Origin of the sequence: Glutamicibacter soli (assembly GCF_052322135.1) — a bacterium.
In the GTDB taxonomy this organism is placed as follows: Bacteria; Actinomycetota; Actinomycetes; order Actinomycetales; family Micrococcaceae; genus Glutamicibacter; species Glutamicibacter soli.
On the sequence record NZ_CM125969.1, the window covers coordinates 1,069,003 to 1,089,375 of the forward strand.

General features: G+C 63.3%; 17 protein-coding genes. 15 read left to right on the forward strand and 2 right to left on the reverse strand.

The window, feature by feature from the left end; all coding sequences use genetic code 11:
• The first annotated feature begins 165 nt into the window (after window positions 1–165).
• From ACTX90_RS05125 to ACTX90_RS05160, 8 genes are all read left to right on the forward strand, one after another.
• Window positions 166–1,812, forward strand: coding sequence for a peptide ABC transporter substrate-binding protein (locus ACTX90_RS05125; RefSeq protein WP_443443371.1), 1,647 nt, complete (start codon window positions 166–168; stop codon window positions 1,810–1,812).
• A gap of 190 nt (window positions 1,813–2,002) precedes the next feature.
• Window positions 2,003–2,929 carry an ABC transporter permease gene (locus tag ACTX90_RS05130; RefSeq protein ID WP_047121048.1) on the forward strand — a complete coding sequence of 309 codons (927 nt, stop codon included), beginning with the start codon at window positions 2,003–2,005 and terminating at the stop codon, window positions 2,927–2,929.
• Window positions 2,922–3,932 (forward strand): ABC transporter permease, encoded by a 1,011-nt coding sequence (locus tag ACTX90_RS05135; RefSeq protein ID WP_443443373.1) that lies wholly within the window; start codon window positions 2,922–2,924, stop codon window positions 3,930–3,932. The genes ACTX90_RS05130 and ACTX90_RS05135 overlap by 8 nt, the downstream gene beginning before the upstream one ends.
• A 3-nt stretch (window positions 3,933–3,935) precedes the next feature.
• Window positions 3,936–5,579, forward strand: coding sequence for an ABC transporter ATP-binding protein (locus tag ACTX90_RS05140; RefSeq protein ID WP_443443374.1), 1,644 nt, complete (start codon window positions 3,936–3,938; stop codon window positions 5,577–5,579).
• Window positions 5,580–6,037: 458 nt separating this feature from the next.
• On the forward strand, window positions 6,038–7,840 hold the full coding sequence (locus ACTX90_RS05145) for an ABC transporter family substrate-binding protein (RefSeq protein WP_113606678.1): 1,803 nt from the start codon (window positions 6,038–6,040) through the stop codon (window positions 7,838–7,840).
• A gap of 139 nt (window positions 7,841–7,979) precedes the next feature.
• Window positions 7,980–9,497, forward strand: a complete 1,518-nt coding sequence (locus tag ACTX90_RS05150) for an ABC transporter permease (RefSeq protein WP_047121051.1) — start codon at window positions 7,980–7,982, stop codon at window positions 9,495–9,497.
• 17 nt (window positions 9,498–9,514) lie between these two features.
• The gene (locus tag ACTX90_RS05155; protein ID WP_047121052.1) at window positions 9,515–10,570 is read left to right on the forward strand and encodes an ABC transporter permease; all 1,056 of its coding nucleotides are present in this window, start codon (window positions 9,515–9,517) and stop codon (window positions 10,568–10,570) included.
• On the forward strand, window positions 10,567–12,258 hold the full coding sequence (locus ACTX90_RS05160; RefSeq protein WP_047121053.1) for an ABC transporter ATP-binding protein: 1,692 nt from the start codon (window positions 10,567–10,569) through the stop codon (window positions 12,256–12,258). Before ACTX90_RS05155 ends, ACTX90_RS05160 begins: the two co-directional genes overlap by 4 nt.
• A 90-nt stretch (window positions 12,259–12,348) precedes the next feature.
• Here the strand turns inward: ACTX90_RS05160 and ACTX90_RS05165 are convergent, their stop codons facing one another.
• Entirely contained in the window at window positions 12,349–12,810 is a 462-nt protein-coding gene (locus tag ACTX90_RS05165; protein WP_047121054.1) for a GNAT family N-acetyltransferase, read from the reverse strand.
• Between the two features lie 67 nt (window positions 12,811–12,877).
• Window positions 12,878–13,498, reverse strand: coding sequence for a TetR/AcrR family transcriptional regulator (locus ACTX90_RS05170; protein WP_047121055.1), 621 nt, complete (start codon window positions 13,496–13,498; stop codon window positions 12,878–12,880).
• A 228-nt stretch (window positions 13,499–13,726) separates the two neighbouring features.
• On the opposite strand from ACTX90_RS05170, the gene ACTX90_RS05175 reads away from it, so the two are divergent.
• The 7 genes from ACTX90_RS05175 (at window position 13,727) to ispG (ending at window position 20,342) form a co-directional block, all read left to right on the forward strand.
• Window positions 13,727–14,881 carry an acyl-CoA dehydrogenase family protein gene (locus ACTX90_RS05175; RefSeq protein WP_443443376.1) on the forward strand — a complete coding sequence of 385 codons (1,155 nt, stop codon included), beginning with the start codon at window positions 13,727–13,729 and terminating at the stop codon, window positions 14,879–14,881.
• Window positions 14,882–14,941: 60 nt separating this feature from the next.
• Entirely contained in the window at window positions 14,942–16,156 is a 1,215-nt protein-coding gene (gene dxr / locus ACTX90_RS05180) for a 1-deoxy-D-xylulose-5-phosphate reductoisomerase (protein WP_443443377.1), read from the forward strand.
• Window positions 16,153–17,508, forward strand: coding sequence for a M50 family metallopeptidase (locus tag ACTX90_RS05185; RefSeq protein WP_060617057.1), 1,356 nt, complete (start codon window positions 16,153–16,155; stop codon window positions 17,506–17,508). The genes dxr and ACTX90_RS05185 overlap by 4 nt, the downstream gene beginning before the upstream one ends.
• 23 nt (window positions 17,509–17,531) lie before the next feature.
• A complete protein-coding gene (locus ACTX90_RS05190) occupies window positions 17,532–17,831 on the forward strand; it encodes a YciI family protein (protein WP_047121059.1) in 300 nt (99 codons plus the stop codon).
• 89 nt (window positions 17,832–17,920) lie between these two features.
• Window positions 17,921–18,343: an alternative ribosome rescue aminoacyl-tRNA hydrolase ArfB gene (gene arfB / locus ACTX90_RS05195; RefSeq protein ID WP_047121060.1), complete on the forward strand. Its 423-nt coding sequence runs from the start codon at window positions 17,921–17,923 to the stop codon at window positions 18,341–18,343.
• Window positions 18,344–18,468: 125 nt separating this feature from the next.
• A complete protein-coding gene (locus ACTX90_RS05200) occupies window positions 18,469–19,023 on the forward strand; it encodes an NAD(P)H-dependent oxidoreductase (protein ID WP_443443378.1) in 555 nt (184 codons plus the stop codon).
• Between the two features lie 152 nt (window positions 19,024–19,175).
• Window positions 19,176–20,342: a flavodoxin-dependent (E)-4-hydroxy-3-methylbut-2-enyl-diphosphate synthase gene (ispG, locus tag ACTX90_RS05205; RefSeq protein ID WP_047121062.1), complete on the forward strand. Its 1,167-nt coding sequence runs from the start codon at window positions 19,176–19,178 to the stop codon at window positions 20,340–20,342.
• Window positions 20,343–20,373 lie beyond the last annotated feature (31 nt).

Consider the following 20,373-nt stretch of genomic DNA (forward strand, 5'->3'; position numbering starts at 1 on the left):
ATAAGTTTGAGTGACTAAAAGATTATCAAGCACTACTTTCACGATTATTCATTGGTTGTTTCGCAATCTTTGATGTAATCTCATTCACTAAGTGCTATAGCTCACGCTATACCGCACGGCTCCGCGAATTGCGGAAGCAGCAACGAACTGTTGAGGAGAAGAAGGATGCGAATCTCGCACGCATCGAAGGCCGTAGCTCTGTCCGCGGCCCTGGCATTGACCCTGTCGGCATGTGGCGGCGGCTCGTCTGAAACCCCTGAGGGTAGCGGCGACGCCCAGGCAGGCGACACTTCATACGTCGTTTCGGCAAACACCACCGAACCGCAGAACGGCCTGCTGCCGGCCAACACCAACGAAGTTGGTGGCGGCCGCGTCATGGATCTGATCTTCACCGGCCTGGTGAGCTACACCGCCGATGGCAAGACCCAGAATGAGCTGGCCGAGTCGATCGAAACCACCGACTCACAGAACTACACCATCAAGATCAAGTCCGGCCAGACTTTCTCCGATGGCTCGCCAGTGACCGCTGCTTCGTTCGTGGACGCCTGGAACTTCGGCGCCGCTGCAAAGAACGCCCAGCTGAACTCCTACTTCTTCGAGTCCATCAAGGGCTACAAGGAAGTTAGCGCAGAGAACGCCAAGAAGGACACCATGGAGGGCCTGAAGGTCGTGGATGACACCACCTTCACCGTAGAGCTCTCGCAGCCTGAGTCCGACTTCCCGCTGCGACTTGGCTACACCGCCTTCTTCCCGCTTCCTGAAGCAGCGTTCGAGGATCCCAAGGCCTTCGGCGAAAAGCCGGTCGGCAACGGTCCATACACGCTGGCCGAGTGGAACCACGACGTCAACCTGAAGCTGGAAGTCAACGAGAAGTACGACGGTCCACGCAAGGCCCAGAACGGCGGAATCGACTTCAAGGTATACCAATCGACTGACTCGGCATACCAGGATCTCATTTCCGGCAACTTGGATGTCCTGGATCAGGTTCCGCCAAGCCAGCTGGCGTCGTACCAGAGTGACTTGGGTGACCGTTCGGTCAACTCGCCATACGCAGGCAACGCGACCATCACCATCCCGGGCTACCTGGATCACTTCAAGCAGGGCGAAGAGGGCAACCTGCGCCGTGCCGCTATCTCGCAGGCTATCGACCGCCAGCTGGTCATCGACAAGGTGTACCAGGGCGGCAAGGTCATCGCCAAGGACTTCACCGCACCGGTAATCGACGGCTACTCCGACAGCATTCCAGGCAGTGAAGTGCTGACTTTCAACGCCGAGGCCGCCAAGAAGGCCTGGGCCGACGCAGATGCCATTTCGAAGTGGGATGCAGATGCAGAACTGTCCATCGGCTACAACGTTGACGGCGCCGGCAATAAGGAATACGTCGAGGCTGTTGTCAACCAGCTGAAGAACAACCTGGGCATCAACGCCGTAGCCAAACCATACAGCTCCTTCAAGGAACTGCGTGAGCAGGTCACCGAGCGCAAGATGACCGGCGGCTTCCGTACCGGCTGGCAGGCCGACTACCCATCGCTGTACAACTTCCTCGGCGCCCTCTACGGCACCGGCGCAGGCTCCAACGATGGCGACTACTCGAACAAGGAGTTCGACGCCAAGCTGAAGGAAGGCTTGGCAGCGACCGATCCTGCTGCAGGTGCCGAGATCTTCAACCAGGCCCAGGAAATCCTGATGAAGGACCTTCCCGCCATCCCGCTGTGGTACCAGGCTGTTCAGGGCGGCTGGAGCGAAAACGTCTCCAACGTCGAATTCGGCTGGAACGGTGTCCCGCTGTACAACGAGATCGCCGGCAAGTAATTACGTTCAGCGTTTAGCCTGATCAAAGGCTCGAATAGCTGGGAACAACGTCAAGGGAGACCCGCAACAACTAGGGTCTCCCTTTGGCGTGTCTGTCCTGCCTCGCAAAAAAGTAACGTCGGATAATCTCCGACGGAAAGAGGAAAATAATGGCCAAGCGCCCTCTGGTGTCTCGAGGTGAGATGCAAGCATGTTAAGTTTTACCCTCAAGCGCATTGCGCAGCTGATTCCGGTATTCATCGGAGCCACGTTGCTGGTGTACTTCCTGGTTTTTGCGACCCCGGGTGACCCGATCGCGGCACTATCCGGTGGCAAGCCGATGACGCCTGCGACCGAAGCAGCGCTTCGCGCACAATACAATCTTGACCAGCCATTCTGGATCCAGTACGGGCTCTACCTGAAGAATCTGGTGACCTTCGATCTCGGCATGTCCTTCTCTGGCCAGCCTGTGGCCGACCTGCTTGGACGGGCTTTCCCAGTGACCGCCCGTTTGGCGATCCTGGCATTGTTGATCGAAGGCGTTTTCGGCATCATCTTCGGCGTGATCGCCGGTATGCGCAAGGGCAAGTTCTTTGATTCGACCATTCTGGTTGCTTCGCTGATCGTCATCGCGGTTCCGACCTTCGTGCTCGGCTTCGTGCTGCAGTTCGTGATCGGTGTGAAGCTTGAATGGGCCAAACCCACTGTCTCCGGTGCCGGCACGTGGAGCGAGCTGATTCTCCCCGCCATGGTTCTGGGCTTGGTTTCGCTGGCCTACGTGATCCGCTTGACCCGTACCTCCGTGATCGAGAACAAGAGCGCGGACTATGTGCGTACCGCTACGGCCAAGGGATTGAGCCGCAACCGTGTGGTGCGTGTCCACGTCCTGCGCAACTCGCTGATTCCCGTGGTGACCTTCCTTGGTGCCGACCTCGGATCGCTCATGGGCGGCGCCATCGTGACCGAGGGTATCTTCAACGTCCCCGGTGTAGGAAACCTTTTGTACCGAGCGATCCTCAAGGGCGAGACGCCCACCGTTGTCGCCGTGGTCGGTGTCCTGGTGATCGTGTTCGTGATCGCCAACTTGATCGTGGATATGCTGTACGCCCTGCTTGACCCTAGGATCCGTTATGCCTGAGAACCAGAACTTCAATTCCGAGGCCGGCCTGCCCGTCAACCGCCGAGGTGGCAAGGTCTCCAAGTACAAGATCGAGCACTATGTGGCTCCGTTGGACGAGACACCTCTGCAGGCAGTCGACTCCGTCAAAGAGACGGGCAAGCCGCTGTCCATGTGGGCCGAGGCCTGGCGCTCGCTGCGCAAGCAGCCTTTGTTCATCATTTCCGCAATCCTGATTCTCGCTGTCATCATCGTTGCCGCGTTCCCTCAGTGGTTCACGTCGCAAGACCCCACGTATTGCGCGCTGGAAAATTCGAACGAGCCGGGGCGTGAAGGCCACATCATGGGCTTCAACCTCCAAGGTTGCGACATCTACTCCCGCGTCATCTACGGCACGCGTGCTTCCCTCCTAGTCGGCATCTTCACGACCTTGATCGTAATCATCGTTGGCGGCACCATCGGTGCGCTGGCAGGCTTCTACGGAGGCTGGATCGACACCATCCTGGCTCGCTTGGGCGACATTTTCTTCGCCCTGCCGCTGATCCTCGGTGCAATCATCGTCATGCAGCTGCCCGCCTTCCGAGACAACAAGAGCGTCTGGACGGTGATCATCACGTTGGCCATCTTCGGCTGGCCGCAGCTGGCCCGCATCACCCGCGGTGCCGTCATCGAGGCGCGCAATGCGGACTTCGTCAAGGCTTCGCGCTCGCTGGGCCTGTCCAAGTTCAAGTCGTTGGTCAAGCACGTGCTGCCGAACTCGATCGCCCCGATCATCGTGGTTGCGACCGTGAATCTCGGTGTATACATCGTTGCCGAGGCAACCCTGTCCTTCCTGGGCGTTGGCTTGCCGCCGGATATCATGAGCTGGGGCAACGACATTGCCACCGCCCAGACCCAGCTTCGCAGCAATCCGATGATGCTGATGTGGCCAGCACTGTTCCTTTCAGTAACTGTCTTGAGCTTCATCATGCTCGGCGATGCAGTGCGCGACGCACTGGATCCCAAGGCCCGGAAGGGAGCCTAGCCCGTGAGCGAGAACGCAACTCCCAAGCCGCTGCTTGAAGTCAAGGATCTGGCGATCACTTTCTCCACTCCTGACGGACCGGTGCACGCGGTGCGCGACGCCAACTTCACCGTGATGCCCGGCGAAACCGTGGCCATCGTGGGCGAGTCCGGATCCGGCAAGTCGACGTCGGCACTGGCCGCCATCGGCCTGCTGGCCGGCAACGGCCGTGTGTCCGCAGGACAGATCCTGTTCGACGGCGAAGATATTGCCAACGCCAGCGAAAAGCGATTCGTTGAGCTGCGCGGCAACCACATCGGCATGGTTCCGCAGGACCCGATGTCGAACCTCAACCCGGTATGGAAGATCGGATTCCAGGTCAAGGAAACCCTGAAGGCCAACGGCTTGGCGGGGGACAATCCCAAGAAGCGTGTGGCCCAGGTGCTGGCCGACGCAGGCCTGCCCAACCCGGAGGCCCGCGCCAACCAGTACCCGCACGAGTTCTCCGGCGGGATGCGCCAGCGCGCGCTGATTGCCATCGGCCTCGCCTGCCGTCCTCGCCTGCTGATTGCCGACGAGCCGACCAGTGCGCTGGACGTGACGGTGCAGCAGCAGATCCTGGATCACTTGGATACCATGACCAGCGAGCTGGGCACCGCCGTGCTGCTGATCACCCACGACCTGGGCCTGGCCGCAGAGCGTGCGGAGAAGGTCGTCGTGATGTACAAGGGCCGCGTGGTCGAGTACGGGCCAGCGCTGGAGATCCTGCGCAACCCGAAGCACCCGTACACCCAGCGCCTGATCAACTCGGCTCCATCGCTCTCCGCTGCACGCGGCGACAAGCATGAGGCCATAGTCGAGGAGACCTCCCCGGCCAAGGGCGAGCCGCTGCTGTCCGTCAGCAACCTGACCAAGGTCTTCGACATCCGCAAGGGTTTCGGCAAGAAGGAAAAGTTCACCGCGGTGGACAACGTCTCCTTCGAGATTCCGAAGGGCACCACGACTGCAGTTGTGGGCGAATCGGGCTCCGGCAAGTCGACCATTGCGCAGATGGTGCTGAACCTGCTGGATTCGACCAGCGGCGAGATCACCTTCGACGGCCAGCAGATCGGCAACCTGAGCGAGAAGCAGCTGTTCAAGTACCGCCGCCGCGTCCAGCCGATCTTCCAGGATCCGTACGGCTCCCTGGATCCGATGTACTCGATCTACCGCACGATCGAGGAGCCGCTGCGCATCCACGGCATCGGAAACTCGGCCTCGCGCCAGAAGAAGGTCAAGGAGCTGCTTGACCAGGTCTCCATGCCTGCGGCAACCATGCACCGCTTCCCGAACGAGCTCTCCGGCGGCCAGCGCCAGCGCATCGCGATTGCGCGTGCACTGGCCCTGCAGCCGGAAATGATCGTCTGCGACGAGGCGGTTTCCGCGCTGGACGTCCTGGTCCAGGCCCAGGTGCTGGAGCTCCTTGATGAGCTGCAGCGCGACATGGGGCTGACCTACCTGTTCATCACCCACGACCTTGCAGTCGTGCGCCAGATCGCGGACAACGTCTGCGTGATGGAACGCGGAAAGATCGTCGAGCAGGGTTCTGTCGACGATATTTTCGACGCGCCGAAGAGCGATTACACCCGTAATCTGCTGGCAGCCATCCCGGGGGCAACCCTGATCTAGCCGACGCTGAGCACGCCGAAAAGAACGCCGCAACCGATACCGGTTGCGGCGTTCTTTTCAGTTTTGATGACATGCCTGCCTGCCTTGATGACGTGCGAGGACATCGATATTCAAGATTTGCTTGAGATTATTACGGGAATCTTCCGGCGTTACCAAACTGTTATAAACGACTCCGAGGCAAGACTTGGACTCAGCTGTGCATCTGGTTGATTTTTCCCAATCTGAAAGAAACCCTTGAAATCTTGCGGATGTGAGGCAACTCGCATTAACTCGCCGGTAACATGCGAAATCCTGCATTAACTTTTCGTGGCCTTCCCGTGACTATCTGAAGCGAGTCTTTCTATATCCAAGACCGGAAATTCCCGTTAGTCTATTGCTCATTGGATCGGGTGTGACTTGATCCACACTGATTCGGAAGTTTCAGAACTCGTATCAATCGAAGATCTCAAGGAGGCGAAATGCGGTTCCAACGCGTTTCGAAGGCAGTCGTCGTAGGCGCAGCGATGGCACTGGCGCTGTCTGCATGTGCCCCAGGCGGAAGCGAAACCAGCCCATCGGCCAGCGAATCCGCAGGCGGGGGCAACGCCGGCGCAGAGGCGACCACTACCGGTCTGGCGGACCTGGGCGACATCGCGACCAAGGATGGAGCCATCAAGGTTTCCATCGGCGCCCCTGAATTCATCAGCTACAACGGCAACACGCCGCAGACCTACTCCACCTACAACTCCGGCATTACCGACCGGATGTTCGCGAGCTTCGTCTACTTCGGTACCGACGGGAAGATCTACCCGAATGAGGACCTGGGAAGCTTCGAGAAGATCAGCGACGACCCGCTGACCATCAAGTACACCATCGCAGACAACGCCAAGTGGTCCGATGGCACCGACATCACCACCGCCGACGCGGTACTCGCGTGGGCTACTCAGAACCTGAACCTGAATTCGGGATCAAAGGACAAGCCGCTGTTCAACTCGGTCTCCACCGACCTCGGCGATACCGTCCCGAAGGGCCCTCAGGGCGATCCTGCGGGCAAGGAGTTCACCGTTGAGTTCAAGGCCCCGGATCCGGACTGGCAGATCCAGACCTGGATGCTGCACCCGGCCCACGTCGTGGCCAAGAAGGGCGGCCTGAGCACCGAAGAGTTCGTCGCTGCTGTTCGCGATGGCGACTCCAAGAAGCTTGAGAAGGCCGCAAAGTTCTGGAACGAAGGCTGGACCACCAAGCCGGGCACCCTTCCTGACGAAGCAGACATTCCGGTTTCTGGCCCATACAAGCTCAGCTCGTGGAAGGCCGGCGAGTCAGTCACCCTGACCGCCAATGAGAACTACTACGGCACCCCGGCGGCAACCAAGGAACTGAACTTCCGCTTCCTTGCCGATTCCGGCATGGTCCAGGCACTGCAGAACAAGGACCTCGACGTCATTGGCCCACAGCCGACCGTCGATACCCTGGAACAGCTCAAGGGGCTGGGCAGCGCCGTCAACATCCAGCAGGGTGACACCCTGACCTGGGAGCACCTGGACTTCAACTTCGTCAAGGGCAACACGATGACCAATCTGGAGCTGCGCAAGGCCTTCGCCATGTGCGTTCCGCGCCAGGAAATCGTCGACAACCTGATCAAGCCGCTGAACCCTGAGGCTCAGGTCATGAACCTGCGCGAAGTCTTCCCGTTCCAGGAGAACTACGCGGACACCGTGGCAGCAGCCTATGACGGACGCTACGACCAGGTCGACATCGAGGGTGCCAAGAAGATCCTCGAGGAACAGGACGCAGTCGGCACCAAGGTGCGCATCGGCTACTCGGCGCCGAACGAACGCCGCACCAACGAGGTCGCGCAGATCAAGTCCTCGTGCGACAAGGCGGGCTTCGAGATCGTGGATGCAGGCGACCCGAAGTTCTTCGCACCGGGCGGAACCCAGGAGCGCGGCGACTACGAGGTAGCACTGTTCGCGTGGGCCGGTTCGGGCCAGATCACATCCGGCCAGAACATCTACGCGACAGGCAAGCCGCAGAACTACGGCAAGTACTCGAATGCTGAGGTCGACGCCGCGTGGGAGACCCTGGCCACCTCGCTGGACCCGGCAGTCCACGCGGAGCAGACCAAGAAGATCGAGAAGCTGCTGTGGGATGACCTGTTCGGCATCCCGATGTTCGCCCACCCGGGTCTGAGCGCCTCGGGCGCAGACATCCAGAATGTCCGCCACACGGCAACCCAGAACGGCATCGTCTGGAACGCCGAGCAGTGGATGCGTGCTGAGTAGGCCTTCGGCCTGAACAAACGCATACACCAGCTGTGAGCGCCCGCGGGGCCCGATCATCATCGGGCCCCGCGTCGTGTCCGGCTCCAACATCGCGGAGGCGGGAGCGCCACAAGGCGAGAAGAAAGAGGACGTTAGTACCGTGTTGAAATTCATCCTGAAGAGACTGGGGTCGGCCGCCGGCGTGCTGTTAGCCGCATCGCTGTTGCTCTATATCCTGGTCATTAATTCCGGCGACCCGCTCGGCGATCTGCGTGAAAGCAACGCGGAAAACCGCGAGTACCTGATGCAGCAGCGCACCGAATACATGAACCTGGAACAGCCCTGGTACCTGCGGTACCTGACCTGGCTGACCGGTGTTTCCAAGTGCTTCGTGGGCGCCTGCGACCTGGGCCGCAATATCAACGGCATCGAGGTCACGGACCTGCTGGCCAACGCCGCATCATCAACCCTGCGACTGGTGCTGCTGGCAACAGTCATCGCAGCCATCCTGGGCATCGCCATCGGCGTGCTGACCGCCGTGCGCCAGTACTCGGGTCTCGACTACCTCGTCACCTTCCTGACCTTCCTGTTCTTCTCCCTGCCGGTGTTCTGGGCCGCGGTGCTGCTCAAGGAATACATGGCCATCGGCTACAACAACTGGCTGGAGAACCCCCAGATCTCACTGGGCACCAGCATCCTGATCGGCGTGGTCGCAGGTCTGGTCCTGCAGATGCTGCTGGCCGGTTCGCTCAAGCGCCGCGGCATCACCTTCCTGGCCACTGCCATCTTCGTGCCGCTGCTGCTGCAGTACAGCGTGTGGCTGAACTTCTACCGTTTCCCGCAGATGGGACCGGCAGTCATCATCGTGCTGACCGTGCTGCTGGCGCTGTCCGCCACCGCCATGAGCGTCGGGCTCAAGGAAAAGCGCGTGCTGTACCCGGCCTTGATCACCGCGGTGCTAGTGCTGGGCATGTACTACGCGACCTTCTGGCTCCTGGCGGAACCGAACGGATGGCTGCTGCTGGGCGGTGCCATCCTGGCCGTGGTCATTCCGGGCCTGATCGGCAAGCTCATGGGGGGCCGCCTGTCCAAGGCCGCCATGGGCGTTTCGGTGACCGTCGGCCTGGTCGGCGCCGGCCTGACCGTGCTGGACCACATCTTCCGCGCGTGGCCTGGCTTCCTGGACCTCAAGGGACGCCCCATCGCAACCATCGGTTCCTCCACCGCGAACCTTGAAGGCGGCTTCTGGGACCATTTCCTGGACAACGCCACCCAGCTGCTGCTGCCAACCATCGTGCTGGCCATCATCTCGCTGGCAAGCTACTCGCGCTACACCCGCTCATCGATGCTGGAAGTGCAGCAGCAGGACTACATCCGCACCGCACGCTCCAAAGGCTTGAGCGAACGCACCGTGATCTTCCGCCATGCATTCCGCAACGCGCTGATCCCGATCGCCACCATCGCGGCCTTCGACTTCGCCGGCCTGATCGGCGGCGCTGTGGTAACCGAGACGGTGTTCGGCTGGAAGGGCATGGGAGACCTGTTCAATACCGGGCTGCATGCGGTGGACCCCGCACCGGTCATGGCATTCTTCCTGGTCACCGGCACCGCAGCGGTGCTGTTCAACCTCCTGGCAGACATTGTGTACGCGATTCTCGATCCGCGGATCCGGGTCTAGGAAACTAAGGACATTCGATGAGTAACACAAACGACAAGATGCCAGGGAACCTGACATCCATTGCAGAGGTCGAAGACGCCAAACTCGCTGTCTCGACCGAAACTTCCAAGAGTCAGTCGCGGATCGTCCTGGAACGCTTCCTGCGCCACAAGCCGGCCATGATTTCCGCGATCGTCCTCGTGCTGATCACTTTGCTGGCATTCACCTCGATCGGCTACGGGCCGATTCCCGGCTGGTGGAAACAGAGCTACCTCGACGCCGGCGCCGTGGTCAACGGCGGCAAGCCCACCTTGTCGCTGCTGCCCACCTGGCTCGGCGGCTCGGGCATCCAGATCGGCGAGCACCCCTTCGGCCAGGACTCCATCGGCAAGGACTACTTCGCCCTGGTCATGAACGGGACGCAGAAGTCCATCATCATCGGCGTGGTCGTCGGGCTGGTGGCCACCGCGATCGGCGCAGTCGTCGGCGCGCTGGCCGGATATTTCCGCGGCTGGATCGACGAGGCGCTGATGCGCATCACCGACCTGTTCATCGTCATCCCGCTGCTGGTGCTGGCCGCGGTCTTGGGCCAGATCGCCGGGCGCGGATCCAGCTCGATCATCCTGCTGGCGCTCATGCTGGGACTGGTGTCCTGGACCGGCATGGCGCGCCTGGTGCGCGGCGACATCCTGTCGCTGCGTGAACGCGAATTCGTCTCCGCGGCCCAGGCCATGGGCTCCAAGACCTCGCGGGTGATTTTCAAGCACCTGCTGCCCAACACCATCGGCGTGATCGTGGTGAACTCGACCTTCCTGATCGCCGGGGCGATCCTGCTGGAATCCTCGCTGTCCTTCCTGGGCTTCGGGGTCCAGCCTCCGGAATCCTCGCTGGGCCTGCTGATCAGCCAGTACCAGAACGCGTTCACCACCCGACCGTGGCTGTTCTGGTGGCCGGGCATGACCATCGTGGCCATCGCCCTGTCGGTGAACTTCCTGGGCGACGGCCTGCGAGATGCCTTCGACCCACGCCACAGTGGCAAGCGCCGCCGCCGCGCGGGCCTGTTTGCCATGCCAACCCGCAAGGAGAAGCCATGAGCCACGCCGCACCAACCAATGACTCTGCCGGGGGCTACGCGCTGAGCTTCAACAACCTGCAGGTGACGTTCGAGACCGCGGGCCCCGACGTGCACGCGGTCAAGGGGCTGTCGCTGGCAGTGAAGCCCGGCGAAGTGGTCGCGCTGGTCGGCGAGTCCGGCTCCGGCAAGTCGGTGACCTCCACCGCCGCCATGGGCCTTCTGCCTGAGAACGCTAACGTCTCGGGCGTGGCCAAGGTGGGCAACGTGAACGTGGTGGGCCTGGAAGCCGGGAAGATGCGCAAGATGCGCGCCACCGACATCGCCATGGTCTTCCAGGAACCGATGACCGCGCTGAATCCGGTGCTGACCATCGAGCGCCAGCTGACCGAGGCGCTGGAACTGCACGGCATCGCCTACGGCAAGGAAGCCACCGCCCGCGCCGTGGAGCTGCTGACCCTGGTCGGCATTCCCGACCCGGCCAAGCGCATCAAGCAGTACCCGCACCAGTTCTCCGGCGGCCAGCGCCAGCGCATCGTGATTGCCATGGCGATCTCCTGCGACCCGAAGGTCATCATCGCCGACGAGCCGACCACCGCGCTGGACGTGACGGTGCAGGCCGAGATCCTCGACCTCTTGCGTGAGCTCAAGGACCGGCTGAATACCGGCATCCTGCTGATCACCCACAACATGGGTGTAGTGGCGGACATGGCGGACCAGGTGGCCGTGATGTTCCAGGGCAATCTGGTGGAGACCGGCACCGTGGAGCAGGTGATGCTGCATCCGCAGCACGAGTACACCCAGCGCCTGCTGTCGGCGGTGCCGAAGCTTTCGCCGGTGGTGATCGACGCGAACGCCGCCCACGCCGAGCAGACCGCCTCCGCGGGCCGCGAGCTGGTGCTTGAAGCCAAGGACCTGGTGCTGGAATACGACATGCGCGGCACCAAGTTCAGGGCCGTTCAGGGCGTGAGCTTCGACGTGGCCAAGGGCGAGGTGCTGGGCATCGTGGGCGAGTCCGGATCCGGCAAATCGACCGTAGCCAAGGCGGTGATCGGCCTGCTTCCGGTCGCCGAAGGCACGCTCTCGGTGCAGGGGCACAACCTGCCCAAGCTGTCGCCGCGCGAAGCGCGCAAGGTGCGCAAGTCGATCGGCGTGATCTTTCAGGATCCCGCCGCCTCGCTGAACCCGAGGTTCCCGATCGGCGAATGCATCACGGAGCCGATGGTGGTGCACAAGGAGGGCACCAAGGCCAGCCGCATCCAGCGCGCCATGGAGCTGCTGGACGCGGTGAAGCTGCCGCGCAGCGTGGTCAACCGCTATCCGCACGAGCTCTCCGGCGGCCAGCGCCAGCGTGTGTGCATCGCCCGCGCGCTGACGATGAACCCGGAACTGCTGATTGCCGACGAGCCCACCAGCGCGCTGGATGTCTCGGTGCAGGCGGTGGTGCTGGAAATGCTCCAGGACCTGCAGCGGGACTTCAACTTCGCCTGCCTGTTCGTCAGCCACGACCTGGCAGTGGTGGACATGCTCGCCGACTACGTGGTGGTCATGCAGTCAGGCCGTGCGGTGGAGCAGGGCAAGGTCAAGACCGTGCTGCACGCCCCGCAGCACGACTACACCCGTCGCCTGCTGGCGGCCGCTCCGGTGCCGGATCCTCATGAGCAGGCGGTCCGCCGCGAGGCCTGGCGGACGCTGAACGCCACCAGGTAGCGCCGGCCGGGGCGCGGCGATTCGCCCCGGCAACGCACTGAGCCGGTTCCCGCAAAGGGAACCGGCTCAGTGCATCAATGCTTGGCGCCGCTAGTCCAGCTGCATGACGTTCTCGGTGACGACTTCTGCGCGGGCGTTGGAGAAGATCTGCTCGGTGCCCACGGTCTTGAAGCCGCGGCGCTCAAGGACCTTGATGGAGCCGAGGTTGTCCTGCACCACGTGGGCCATCAACGGTCGCTTGGTGAACTCGGCCAGGAACGCATCCACCGCGCTGGTGGTGATGCCCTTGCCCCAGAACTTGGTGGAGGTCCAGAAGTTGATCTCGGGGGCTTCGCCGTCGAAGACCAGGATCGAGCCGGCGACTTCGCCTTCGTGCTCGATGGTGCGCACCAGCACCGTGGGATCGTTCAGGATCTGGTTCCAGTGGTGGTCGAACACCGAACGATCAGCAGGGTTGCGCGCCTGGTAAGCGGCCATCAGATTCGCTTCTGGTTCCTGCTGGTGAGCGAAGAATGCGTCCAAGTCGGAAGCGCGGACCTCACGTAGCTGCACGGCAAAGGCCTTTCGATCGGGTGGGAAGCGTGCCGGTTGGCAGGCTTCAAAGAGCAAGGGCTTAGAACTAGGTTACCGGTGAAGTCAGCGCCGCAAGCGCCATATTGGACAGCAGCGGCTTTAATCCCGACTTTTTGGTGCGCGGATTGTGCGCCGAATGCGCGGTCGAGTTCAGCAGGCCGAACACCGCGTGCGCGCGGAAGCGGTGCGACTGCGCCGAGTCCCTGGGATGCAGCTTGGCCAGCTGCGCGGTCCACAGCGCGATATAGGAGTTCTGCAGCTTGCGCACCAGCGCCAGCTCGGCCTTGGGCAGCGATTTCAGGTCCCGGTCCTGCACCTGCAGGATGTCGGGGCGCGAGAGCGAAAAATCGGTGTGGAAATCCACCAGCCGGGAGAGCACCTCGATCGGCTCGCCGCCGGCCTCGGCCGCGGCCTGCCCGCCGTCGTGGATGTCCTTGGACATGTCCACCAGCAGGGCGATGAGCACCGCCTGCTTGCCGGCGAAGTGGCGGTAGACCGCCGGGCCCGAGATGCCGCACGCGGCGCCCAGGTCTTCCAGCGACACCCCGGCGTAGCCGTGCTGGGCGAACAGGCGGGTTGCCTCGCGCAGCAGCGCCTCTCGGCGTTCGGCCTTGGCGCGCTCGCGGTCCGTTGGCTCATGCAGCGGCTGGTACCTTGCCACAGGCATCATCTCCTTGCGAATGCCGACCCCGACTATGGACAACTGTGATGCCTGCCACTAGTGTCAAAAATGTGGCTGATACTAAAAAATATCGGCGATCAGTTAACGAATATTAACCATACGCGCCTTGGGTGTGAGCGGCCAAGTAATGCTGGCCTCAGGGCGACACGACCCGTCATCCAGTGCCGGCACACCGCGCAGCTGGATGGGGAACCCCGATGGAGAGAGAGCCTCATGCTTGATCTGGAACTCGATGAGCAATACCAGGACCTGGTAAACCTCGTTCGCGACTTCGCCCAACAGGTCGTGGCCCCGCAGAGCGCGGCCAACGACGCCAACAAGACCTTCCCCTATGACATCGTGAAGCAGATGGGTGAACTGGGCTTGTTCGGGCTTCCGATTTCCGAGGAATACGGCGGCTCGGGCGGCGACTACTTCCACCTGGCCCTCGCGCTGGAGGAACTGGGCAAGGTGGACCAGTCGGTGGCCATCACCCTGGAAGCCGGGGTGTCGCTGGGCGCCATGCCGCTGTACCGCTTCGGCAGCCAGGAGCAGAAGCTGACCTGGCTTCCGGAACTGGCGGCCGGGGAAAAGCTGGCCGGCTTCGGGCTGACCGAGCCCGGGGCGGGATCCGATGCCTCGGCAGCGCTGACCCGCGCCCGGCTCGAGGGCGGCGAATGGGTGATCGACGGGGGCAAGGAATTCATCACGAACTCCGGTACGGATATCACCTCCCTGGTCACGGTCACCGCGGTGACCGGCATGGACGAATCCACCGGAGAGAAGCAGATCTCGGCTATTATCGTCCCCTCGGGCACCCACGGGTTCACCGTCGCTCCCGCCTATGACAAGGTCGGCTGGAGGGCCAGCGACACCCATGCGCTGCACTTCGACGGCGCCCGGGTGCCGCATGAGAACCTGCTCGGCGAGCAGGGGCGCGGCTATTCCTACTTCCTGGAGATCCTCGACGAAGGGCGCATCGCCATCGCCGCCCTGGCCACGGGCGCAGCCCAGGGATGCCTGGACGAGGCGGTGGCCTATGCCAAGACCCGCACGACCTTCGGCATCCCGATCGGCAAGAACCAGGGAATCTCGTTCATGCTGGCCCGCATGGCCACCCGCGTGCATCTGGCGCGCCTGGCCTACTACGCGGCGGCGGCGAAGATGCTGGCGGGCAAGGACTTCAAGGTGGAGGCCGCGCACGCCAAGCTGGTGGGCAGCGAGGCGGCCATGGACAACGCCCGGGACGCCACCCAGATTTTCGGCGGCTACGGTTTCATGAACGAATCCCTGGTGGCCAGGCACTACCGGGACTCCAAGATCCTTGAAATCGGGGAGGGAACCACCCAGGTGCAGCAGCTGCTGATTGCCCGCAGCCTGGGGCTGTGAGCGCCGGCGCGGAGGCGGCGCTCTTTGGGACCTCACAGTTAGAAGAACCATAATGGATGGGTGAGCACCAAAGATTTTTCTCCCGAACCAGGGCGGCCGCGCCGCGTCACGTTGATCGGTTCCACCGGGTCCATCGGCACCCAGGGGCTGGATGTCATCGACAACGCGCCGGAGCAGTTCAGCGTCGCCGCGCTCAGCGGCGGCTACAACCTGGAGCTGCTGGCGCGCCAGGCGGTGAAGTTCCGCCCTGCCGTGGTGGGCAGCGCCGTGGATTCCACGCAGGAGCTCGCCGACGCGATCGCCGCGGCCGCGCAGGAGGCATCGGTGCACGGCTACGCGCCCGAGCTGTTCGCCGGCCCGCAGGCCGCCACCGAGGTCGCCGGGTTCGCGGACGCCGACGTGGTGCTCAACGGCATCACCGGCGCCATCGGCCTGGAGCCGACCATCGCCGCGCTGAAGGCAGGGCACCTGCTGGCGCTGGCCAACAAGGAATCATTGATCATCGGAGGCCAGATGGTCAAGCAGTTCGCCGCACCGGGGCAGATCGCCCCGGTCGACTCCGAGCACTCGGCCCTGGCCCAGGCGCTGCGCTCGGGCACCCCTGACGAGGTGGCCAAGCTCATCGTCACCGCTTCCGGCGGGCCGTTCTTCGGCTACAGCTACGACCAGCTTCGCGATGTCACCCCGCAGCAGGCCATGGCCCACCCGACCTGGGACATGGGCCGCGTGGTGACCACCAACTCAGCCACCATGGTCAACAAGGCACTGGAAGTCATCGAAGCGCACCTGCTCTTCGACGTGCCGCTGGACCGGATCGAGCCGGTGGTGCACCGCCAGTCGATCATCCACTCCATGGTCGAGTTCATCGACGGGTCGGTCATCGCCCAGGCCTCGCCCCCGGATATGCGCCTTCCCATCGCGCTGGGCATCAACTGGCCGCACCGCGTGGCCGGCGCCGCCACGGCCTGCGACTTCTCCACCGCCTCCAGCTGGACCTTCGACCCGCTGGACGAGTCGGTGTTCACCGCGGTGAAGCTCGCCAAGCAGGCCGCCGCGGCCTCCGGAACCCACATGGCCGTGTACAACGCCGCGAACGAGGTCGCGGTGGATGCATTCCACGACGGGAAGATCCGCTTCACCGACATCGTGGAGACCATCGAGCGCGCGCTGGATGACTACACCCCGGTCAACGCGGAGCCCAGCGTGGAAGTGGTGCTCGAGACCGACAAGTGGGCTCGCGCCCGCGCATCGAAGATCCTGGGGGCCGGCGCATGAGCACCGTGCTGTTCATCCTCGGAGTGGTCTTCATGGTGCTGGCCATCGGGGTCTCCATTGCGTTGCACGAGGTCGGGCACCTGGTGCCGGCCAAGCTGTTCGGGCTGCGTGTGCCGCAGTACATGATCGGCTTCGGCAAGACCCTGTTCTCCTTCAAGCGCGGGGAAACCCAGTATGGCATCAAGATGCTGCCGCTGGGTGGCTACATCTCCATGGTCGGCATGTACCCGCCGCGCCCGGCCGCCGAAGGCGAGGCGGGGGCGCCGCGGAAGAAGCCGAACCTGTTCCAACGCGTGTTCGGCCAGATGGTCGATGACGCGCGCTCGCAGGCCAACGAGAACGTCAAGCCCGAAGACGAAGGCCGGATGTTCTACCAGCTGCCCACCTACAAGCGGATCATCATCATGCTCGGCGGACCGTTCATGAACCTGGTGATCGGCTTCGTGCTGATCGGCATCGTGCTCACCAGCTTCGGCATCGCCACCACCACGACCACGGTTTCCGAGGTCTACAAGTGCATCGCCACCGCGGAGAACGCCGACCAGACCGAATGCTCGGCCTCGGACCCGGCCGCTCCCGCCTACGAGGCGGGGCTGCTGCCCGGCGACACCATCACCTCGGTGAACGGCATCGCCGTGGCGCAGGGGGAGTGGAACAAGCTCACCGACGTCATCCGCGAGAACCCGGGCCAGCCGGTGTCCCTGGAGTACACCCGCGACGGCACCAGCCGCAGCACCACGATGACCCCCTACCTGACCGACCGCCCCGTCACCGACGCCAACGGCTACCCGGTGAAGGGCGCGGACGGCGAATACGAAATGGCCAAGGTCGGCTTCGTGGGCATGAGCTCCACCGTGGAGAACCTGCCCCAGCCGCTGCGCGAGGTGCCCGGCGTGGTGGGCACCCAGCTGGCCAACATCGGCAACGTGATCCTGCACCTGCCGCAGCGCATGGGCGATGTCGCTCGGGCGGCCTTCGGCAGCGAGGAGCGGGACCCGAACGGCCCGGTGTCCATCGTGGGGGTCGGGCGGATTGCCGGGGAAATCAGCGCGGAAGACTCGATCTCCGTGGGGGACAAGTTCGCCACGCTGCTCTCGCTGGCCGGCGGGCTGAACCTCGCGCTGTTCGCATTCAACCTGATCCCGCTGCTGCCGCTGGACGGCGGCCACGTGGTCGGCGCGCTCTACGACGGACTGAAGCGCACCGTCGCCCGAATCTTCAACATCAAGAACGTCAAGCCGGTGGACACCATCAAGATGCTGCCGCTGACCTATGTGGTGGTCGTGGCCATGCTGGCGATGGGCGGCCTCTTAATATACGCGGACATCTTCAAGCCGATTCAGTTGTTCTAGGCGCAAGGATTTAAGCTGAACCCATGACTGTTTTTGCTGTTGAATACGTATACGCCGAGAACTCCGCGCAGCTGCGCAACGAGCACCGCCCGGCCCACCGGGAGTTCCTCGGAGGTTTTGTGGGCGACGGACCGGTGCAGCTGCTGGCTTCAGGCCCGACGCCGGTCAACGACGGCGCCTTGCTGATCCTGGCCGCGCAGTCTGAGGCAGCGCTCGTCGAGGTGCTGGAGCAGGACCCGTTCAGCACCACCGGTGCCCTGGCGCAGCGCATCATCACCGAGTGGAACCCGGTGACCGGCCTGCTCAAGGACTTCGCTTCCTAGAAGCCGCCATTCCACGCCCGCCCGGCGCCTGCACTGCGCAGCTTGCGCAGCGGGCGCCGGCCTGCGTTTGCCCGTGGGAGACTGGGGAGATGGACCTGCACATTTCCCGTTCGCTGGTGATCCCGGCCGCCGAGCTGTCCTGGCACTTCAGCCGCTCTTCCGGGCCCGGCGGCCAGCACGTGAATACCTCGGACAGCCGGGTGGAACTGTCGTGGTCCATCGCCGGGTCCAGGGCGCTCTCGCCCTGGCAGCGGCAGCGGCTGCTGGACAAGCTGTCCTCCCGGCTGACCGGCGGGATGCTCGTGGTCGCCTCGGCCCAGGAACGTTCGCAGTGGCGCAACCGGCAGAATGCCCAGCAGAAGCTGGCCGAGCTGGTGGCCGCCGCGTTGCGGCCCGACCCGCCGCAGCGCCGGGCCACCAAACCCACCAGGGGTTCCCAGCGCCGCCGGCTGGAGACCAAGTCGAATCGCTCAGCGACCAAGCAGCTGCGCCGCCGCCCGCCCATGGACTAGATGCGGCATCCTCCGCCAGTGAGCCAGATCACCGGAAATCGGGGAATGGATCCGGGTTGCCTGCGGGTTGAATGTAGATGAAGCGTCAGCTTTCTAACTTTCCCCTTTCTTTAGGAGTATTGCCCATGGCAACCAAAGTCCTCACTCTCGTAGGTTCCCTGCGCAGCGGCTCGACCAATCAGCAGTTGGCCGAAGCCACCGTCGTCAACGCCCCGGAAGGCGTCGAGGTCGAACTGTTCGCAGGACTGGAGAACATCCCCTTCTACAACGAGGACAAGGACGTGGCAGGCAGCGTCCCCGCCGCGGCGCAGGCACTGCGCGATGCAGCCACCGCAGCCGACGCGCTGATGCTGGTCACCCCCGAGTACAACGGCACCATGCCGGCCGTCCTGAAGAACGCCATCGACTGGCTGTCCCGTCCGTTCGGCGCCGGCGCCGTCAAGGACATGCCATCAGCGGTCGTGGGCACCGCCTTTGGGCAGTACGGCGGCGTGTGGGCGCAGGACGAAGCCCGCAAGGCCCTGGGCATTGCCGGCGCCAAGGTCCTGGAAGACGTCAAGATGGCCATCCCGAACTCGGTGGTCCGCTTCGCCGAGCTGAACCCGAAGGACGACGCCGAGGTCGTCGAGCAGGTCGCCGGCGTGCTGAACAGCATCAAGGCCGTCGCCGAAGCCAACTAGGTTTCTGCCCCGCCGCAGCGGATTCCCGCGCGGCAAACAAGTAGAAAGGCCACGGTTCTTCCGTGGCCTTTCTCGCATAGACCACCGCTTTGAACGAGTCGGTGACATACTTGGGTAGAGAGTATTACCCACAATCCATTCGGAGGCATCCATTGACTTCGGTCAGCCTAGGCATGCCGGCAGCCCCACCGCCGGTTCTCGCTCCACGTCGTAAGACCCGCCAGATTCAAGTCGGGTCGGTTGGCGTGGGGTCTGACTCGCCGATTTCGGTTCAGTCGATGACCACCACCAAGACCCACGACATCAACGCCACCTTGCAGCAGATTGCAGAGCTGACCGCTTCGGGCTGCGATATCGTGCGTGTCGCCTGCCCGACGGACAAGGACGCCGAAGCGCTGAAGATCATTGCGATGAAGTCGCAGATCCCGGTGATCGCCGACATCCACTTCCAGCCGAAGTACGTCTACGCGGCCATCGAGGCCGGGTGCGGCGCCGTGCGCGTGAACCCGGGCAACATCCGACAGTTCGACGACCAGGTCAAGGAGATCGCCCAGGCCGCCAAGGACCACGGCACCTCGATCCGCATCGGCGTCAACGCCGGCTCGCTGGATCGCCGCCTGCTGGCCAAGTACGGCAAGGCAACCCCGGAGGCACTGGTCGAATCCGCCATCTGGGAAGCCTCGCTGTTCGAGGAGCATGGATTTCACGACTTCAAGATCTCGGTCAAGCACAACGACCCGGTGGTCATGGTCCGCGCCTACGAACTGCTGGCAGAAAGCGGCGACTGGCCGCTGCACCTGGGCGTCACCGAGGCCGGACCAGCCTTCCAGGGCACCATCAAGTCCGCGACGGCTTTCGGTGCGCTGCTGTCCAAGGGCATCGGCGACACCATCCGCGTCTCGCTCTCGGCCCCGCCGGTCGAGGAAGTCAAGGTCGGCAACCAGATCCTCGAATCCCTGAACCTGCGCCCGCGCAAGCTGGAAATCGTTTCCTGCCCGTCGTGCGGCCGCGCCCAGGTCGATGTCTACACCCTGGCCGACGAAGTGACCGCCGGGCTTGAAGGCATGACTGTTCCGCTGCGCGTGGCCGTGATGGGCTGCGTCGTCAATGGTCCGGGCGAAGCCCGCGATGCAGACCTTGGCGTAGCCTCCGGCAACGGCAAGGGCCAGATCTTCGTCAAGGGCGAGGTCATCAAGACCGTGCCCGAGGACCAGATCGTGGAAACCCTGATTGCAGAAGCCAACCGCTTGGCCGAGGAAATGGACTTGGGCGATGACGAGAATCCTGCCGCGGGTTCTCCAGTGGTCTCCGTCAGCTAGATCTGGCCGACGAGTCGACGAGGGACAACCG

Excerpts from the sequence above, each read along its gene's own strand:
- arfB (WP_047121060.1), top strand. The coding sequence starts at position 17,921 with ATGGACCTGCACATTTCCCGTTCGCTGGTGATCCCGGCCGCCGAGCTG.
- ACTX90_RS05190 (WP_047121059.1), top strand. The coding sequence starts at position 17,532 with ATGACTGTTTTTGCTGTTGAATACGTATACGCCGAGAACTCCGCGCAG.
- ACTX90_RS05185 (WP_060617057.1), top strand. The coding sequence starts at position 16,153 with ATGAGCACCGTGCTGTTCATCCTCGGAGTGGTCTTCATGGTGCTGGCC.
- ACTX90_RS05155 (WP_047121052.1), top strand. The coding sequence starts at position 9,515 with ATGAGTAACACAAACGACAAGATGCCAGGGAACCTGACATCCATTGCA.
- ACTX90_RS05130 (WP_047121048.1), top strand. The coding sequence starts at position 2,003 with ATGTTAAGTTTTACCCTCAAGCGCATTGCGCAGCTGATTCCGGTATTC.
- ACTX90_RS05175 (WP_443443376.1), top strand. The coding sequence starts at position 13,727 with ATGCTTGATCTGGAACTCGATGAGCAATACCAGGACCTGGTAAACCTC.
- ACTX90_RS05135 (WP_443443373.1), top strand. The coding sequence starts at position 2,922 with ATGCCTGAGAACCAGAACTTCAATTCCGAGGCCGGCCTGCCCGTCAAC.
- ACTX90_RS05160 (WP_047121053.1), top strand. The coding sequence starts at position 10,567 with ATGAGCCACGCCGCACCAACCAATGACTCTGCCGGGGGCTACGCGCTG.
- ACTX90_RS05125 (WP_443443371.1), top strand. The coding sequence starts at position 166 with ATGCGAATCTCGCACGCATCGAAGGCCGTAGCTCTGTCCGCGGCCCTG.
- ACTX90_RS05200 (WP_443443378.1), top strand. The coding sequence starts at position 18,469 with ATGGCAACCAAAGTCCTCACTCTCGTAGGTTCCCTGCGCAGCGGCTCG.
- ACTX90_RS05145 (WP_113606678.1), top strand. The coding sequence starts at position 6,038 with ATGCGGTTCCAACGCGTTTCGAAGGCAGTCGTCGTAGGCGCAGCGATG.
- ACTX90_RS05170 (WP_047121055.1), bottom strand. The coding sequence starts at position 13,498 with ATGCCTGTGGCAAGGTACCAGCCGCTGCATGAGCCAACGGACCGCGAG.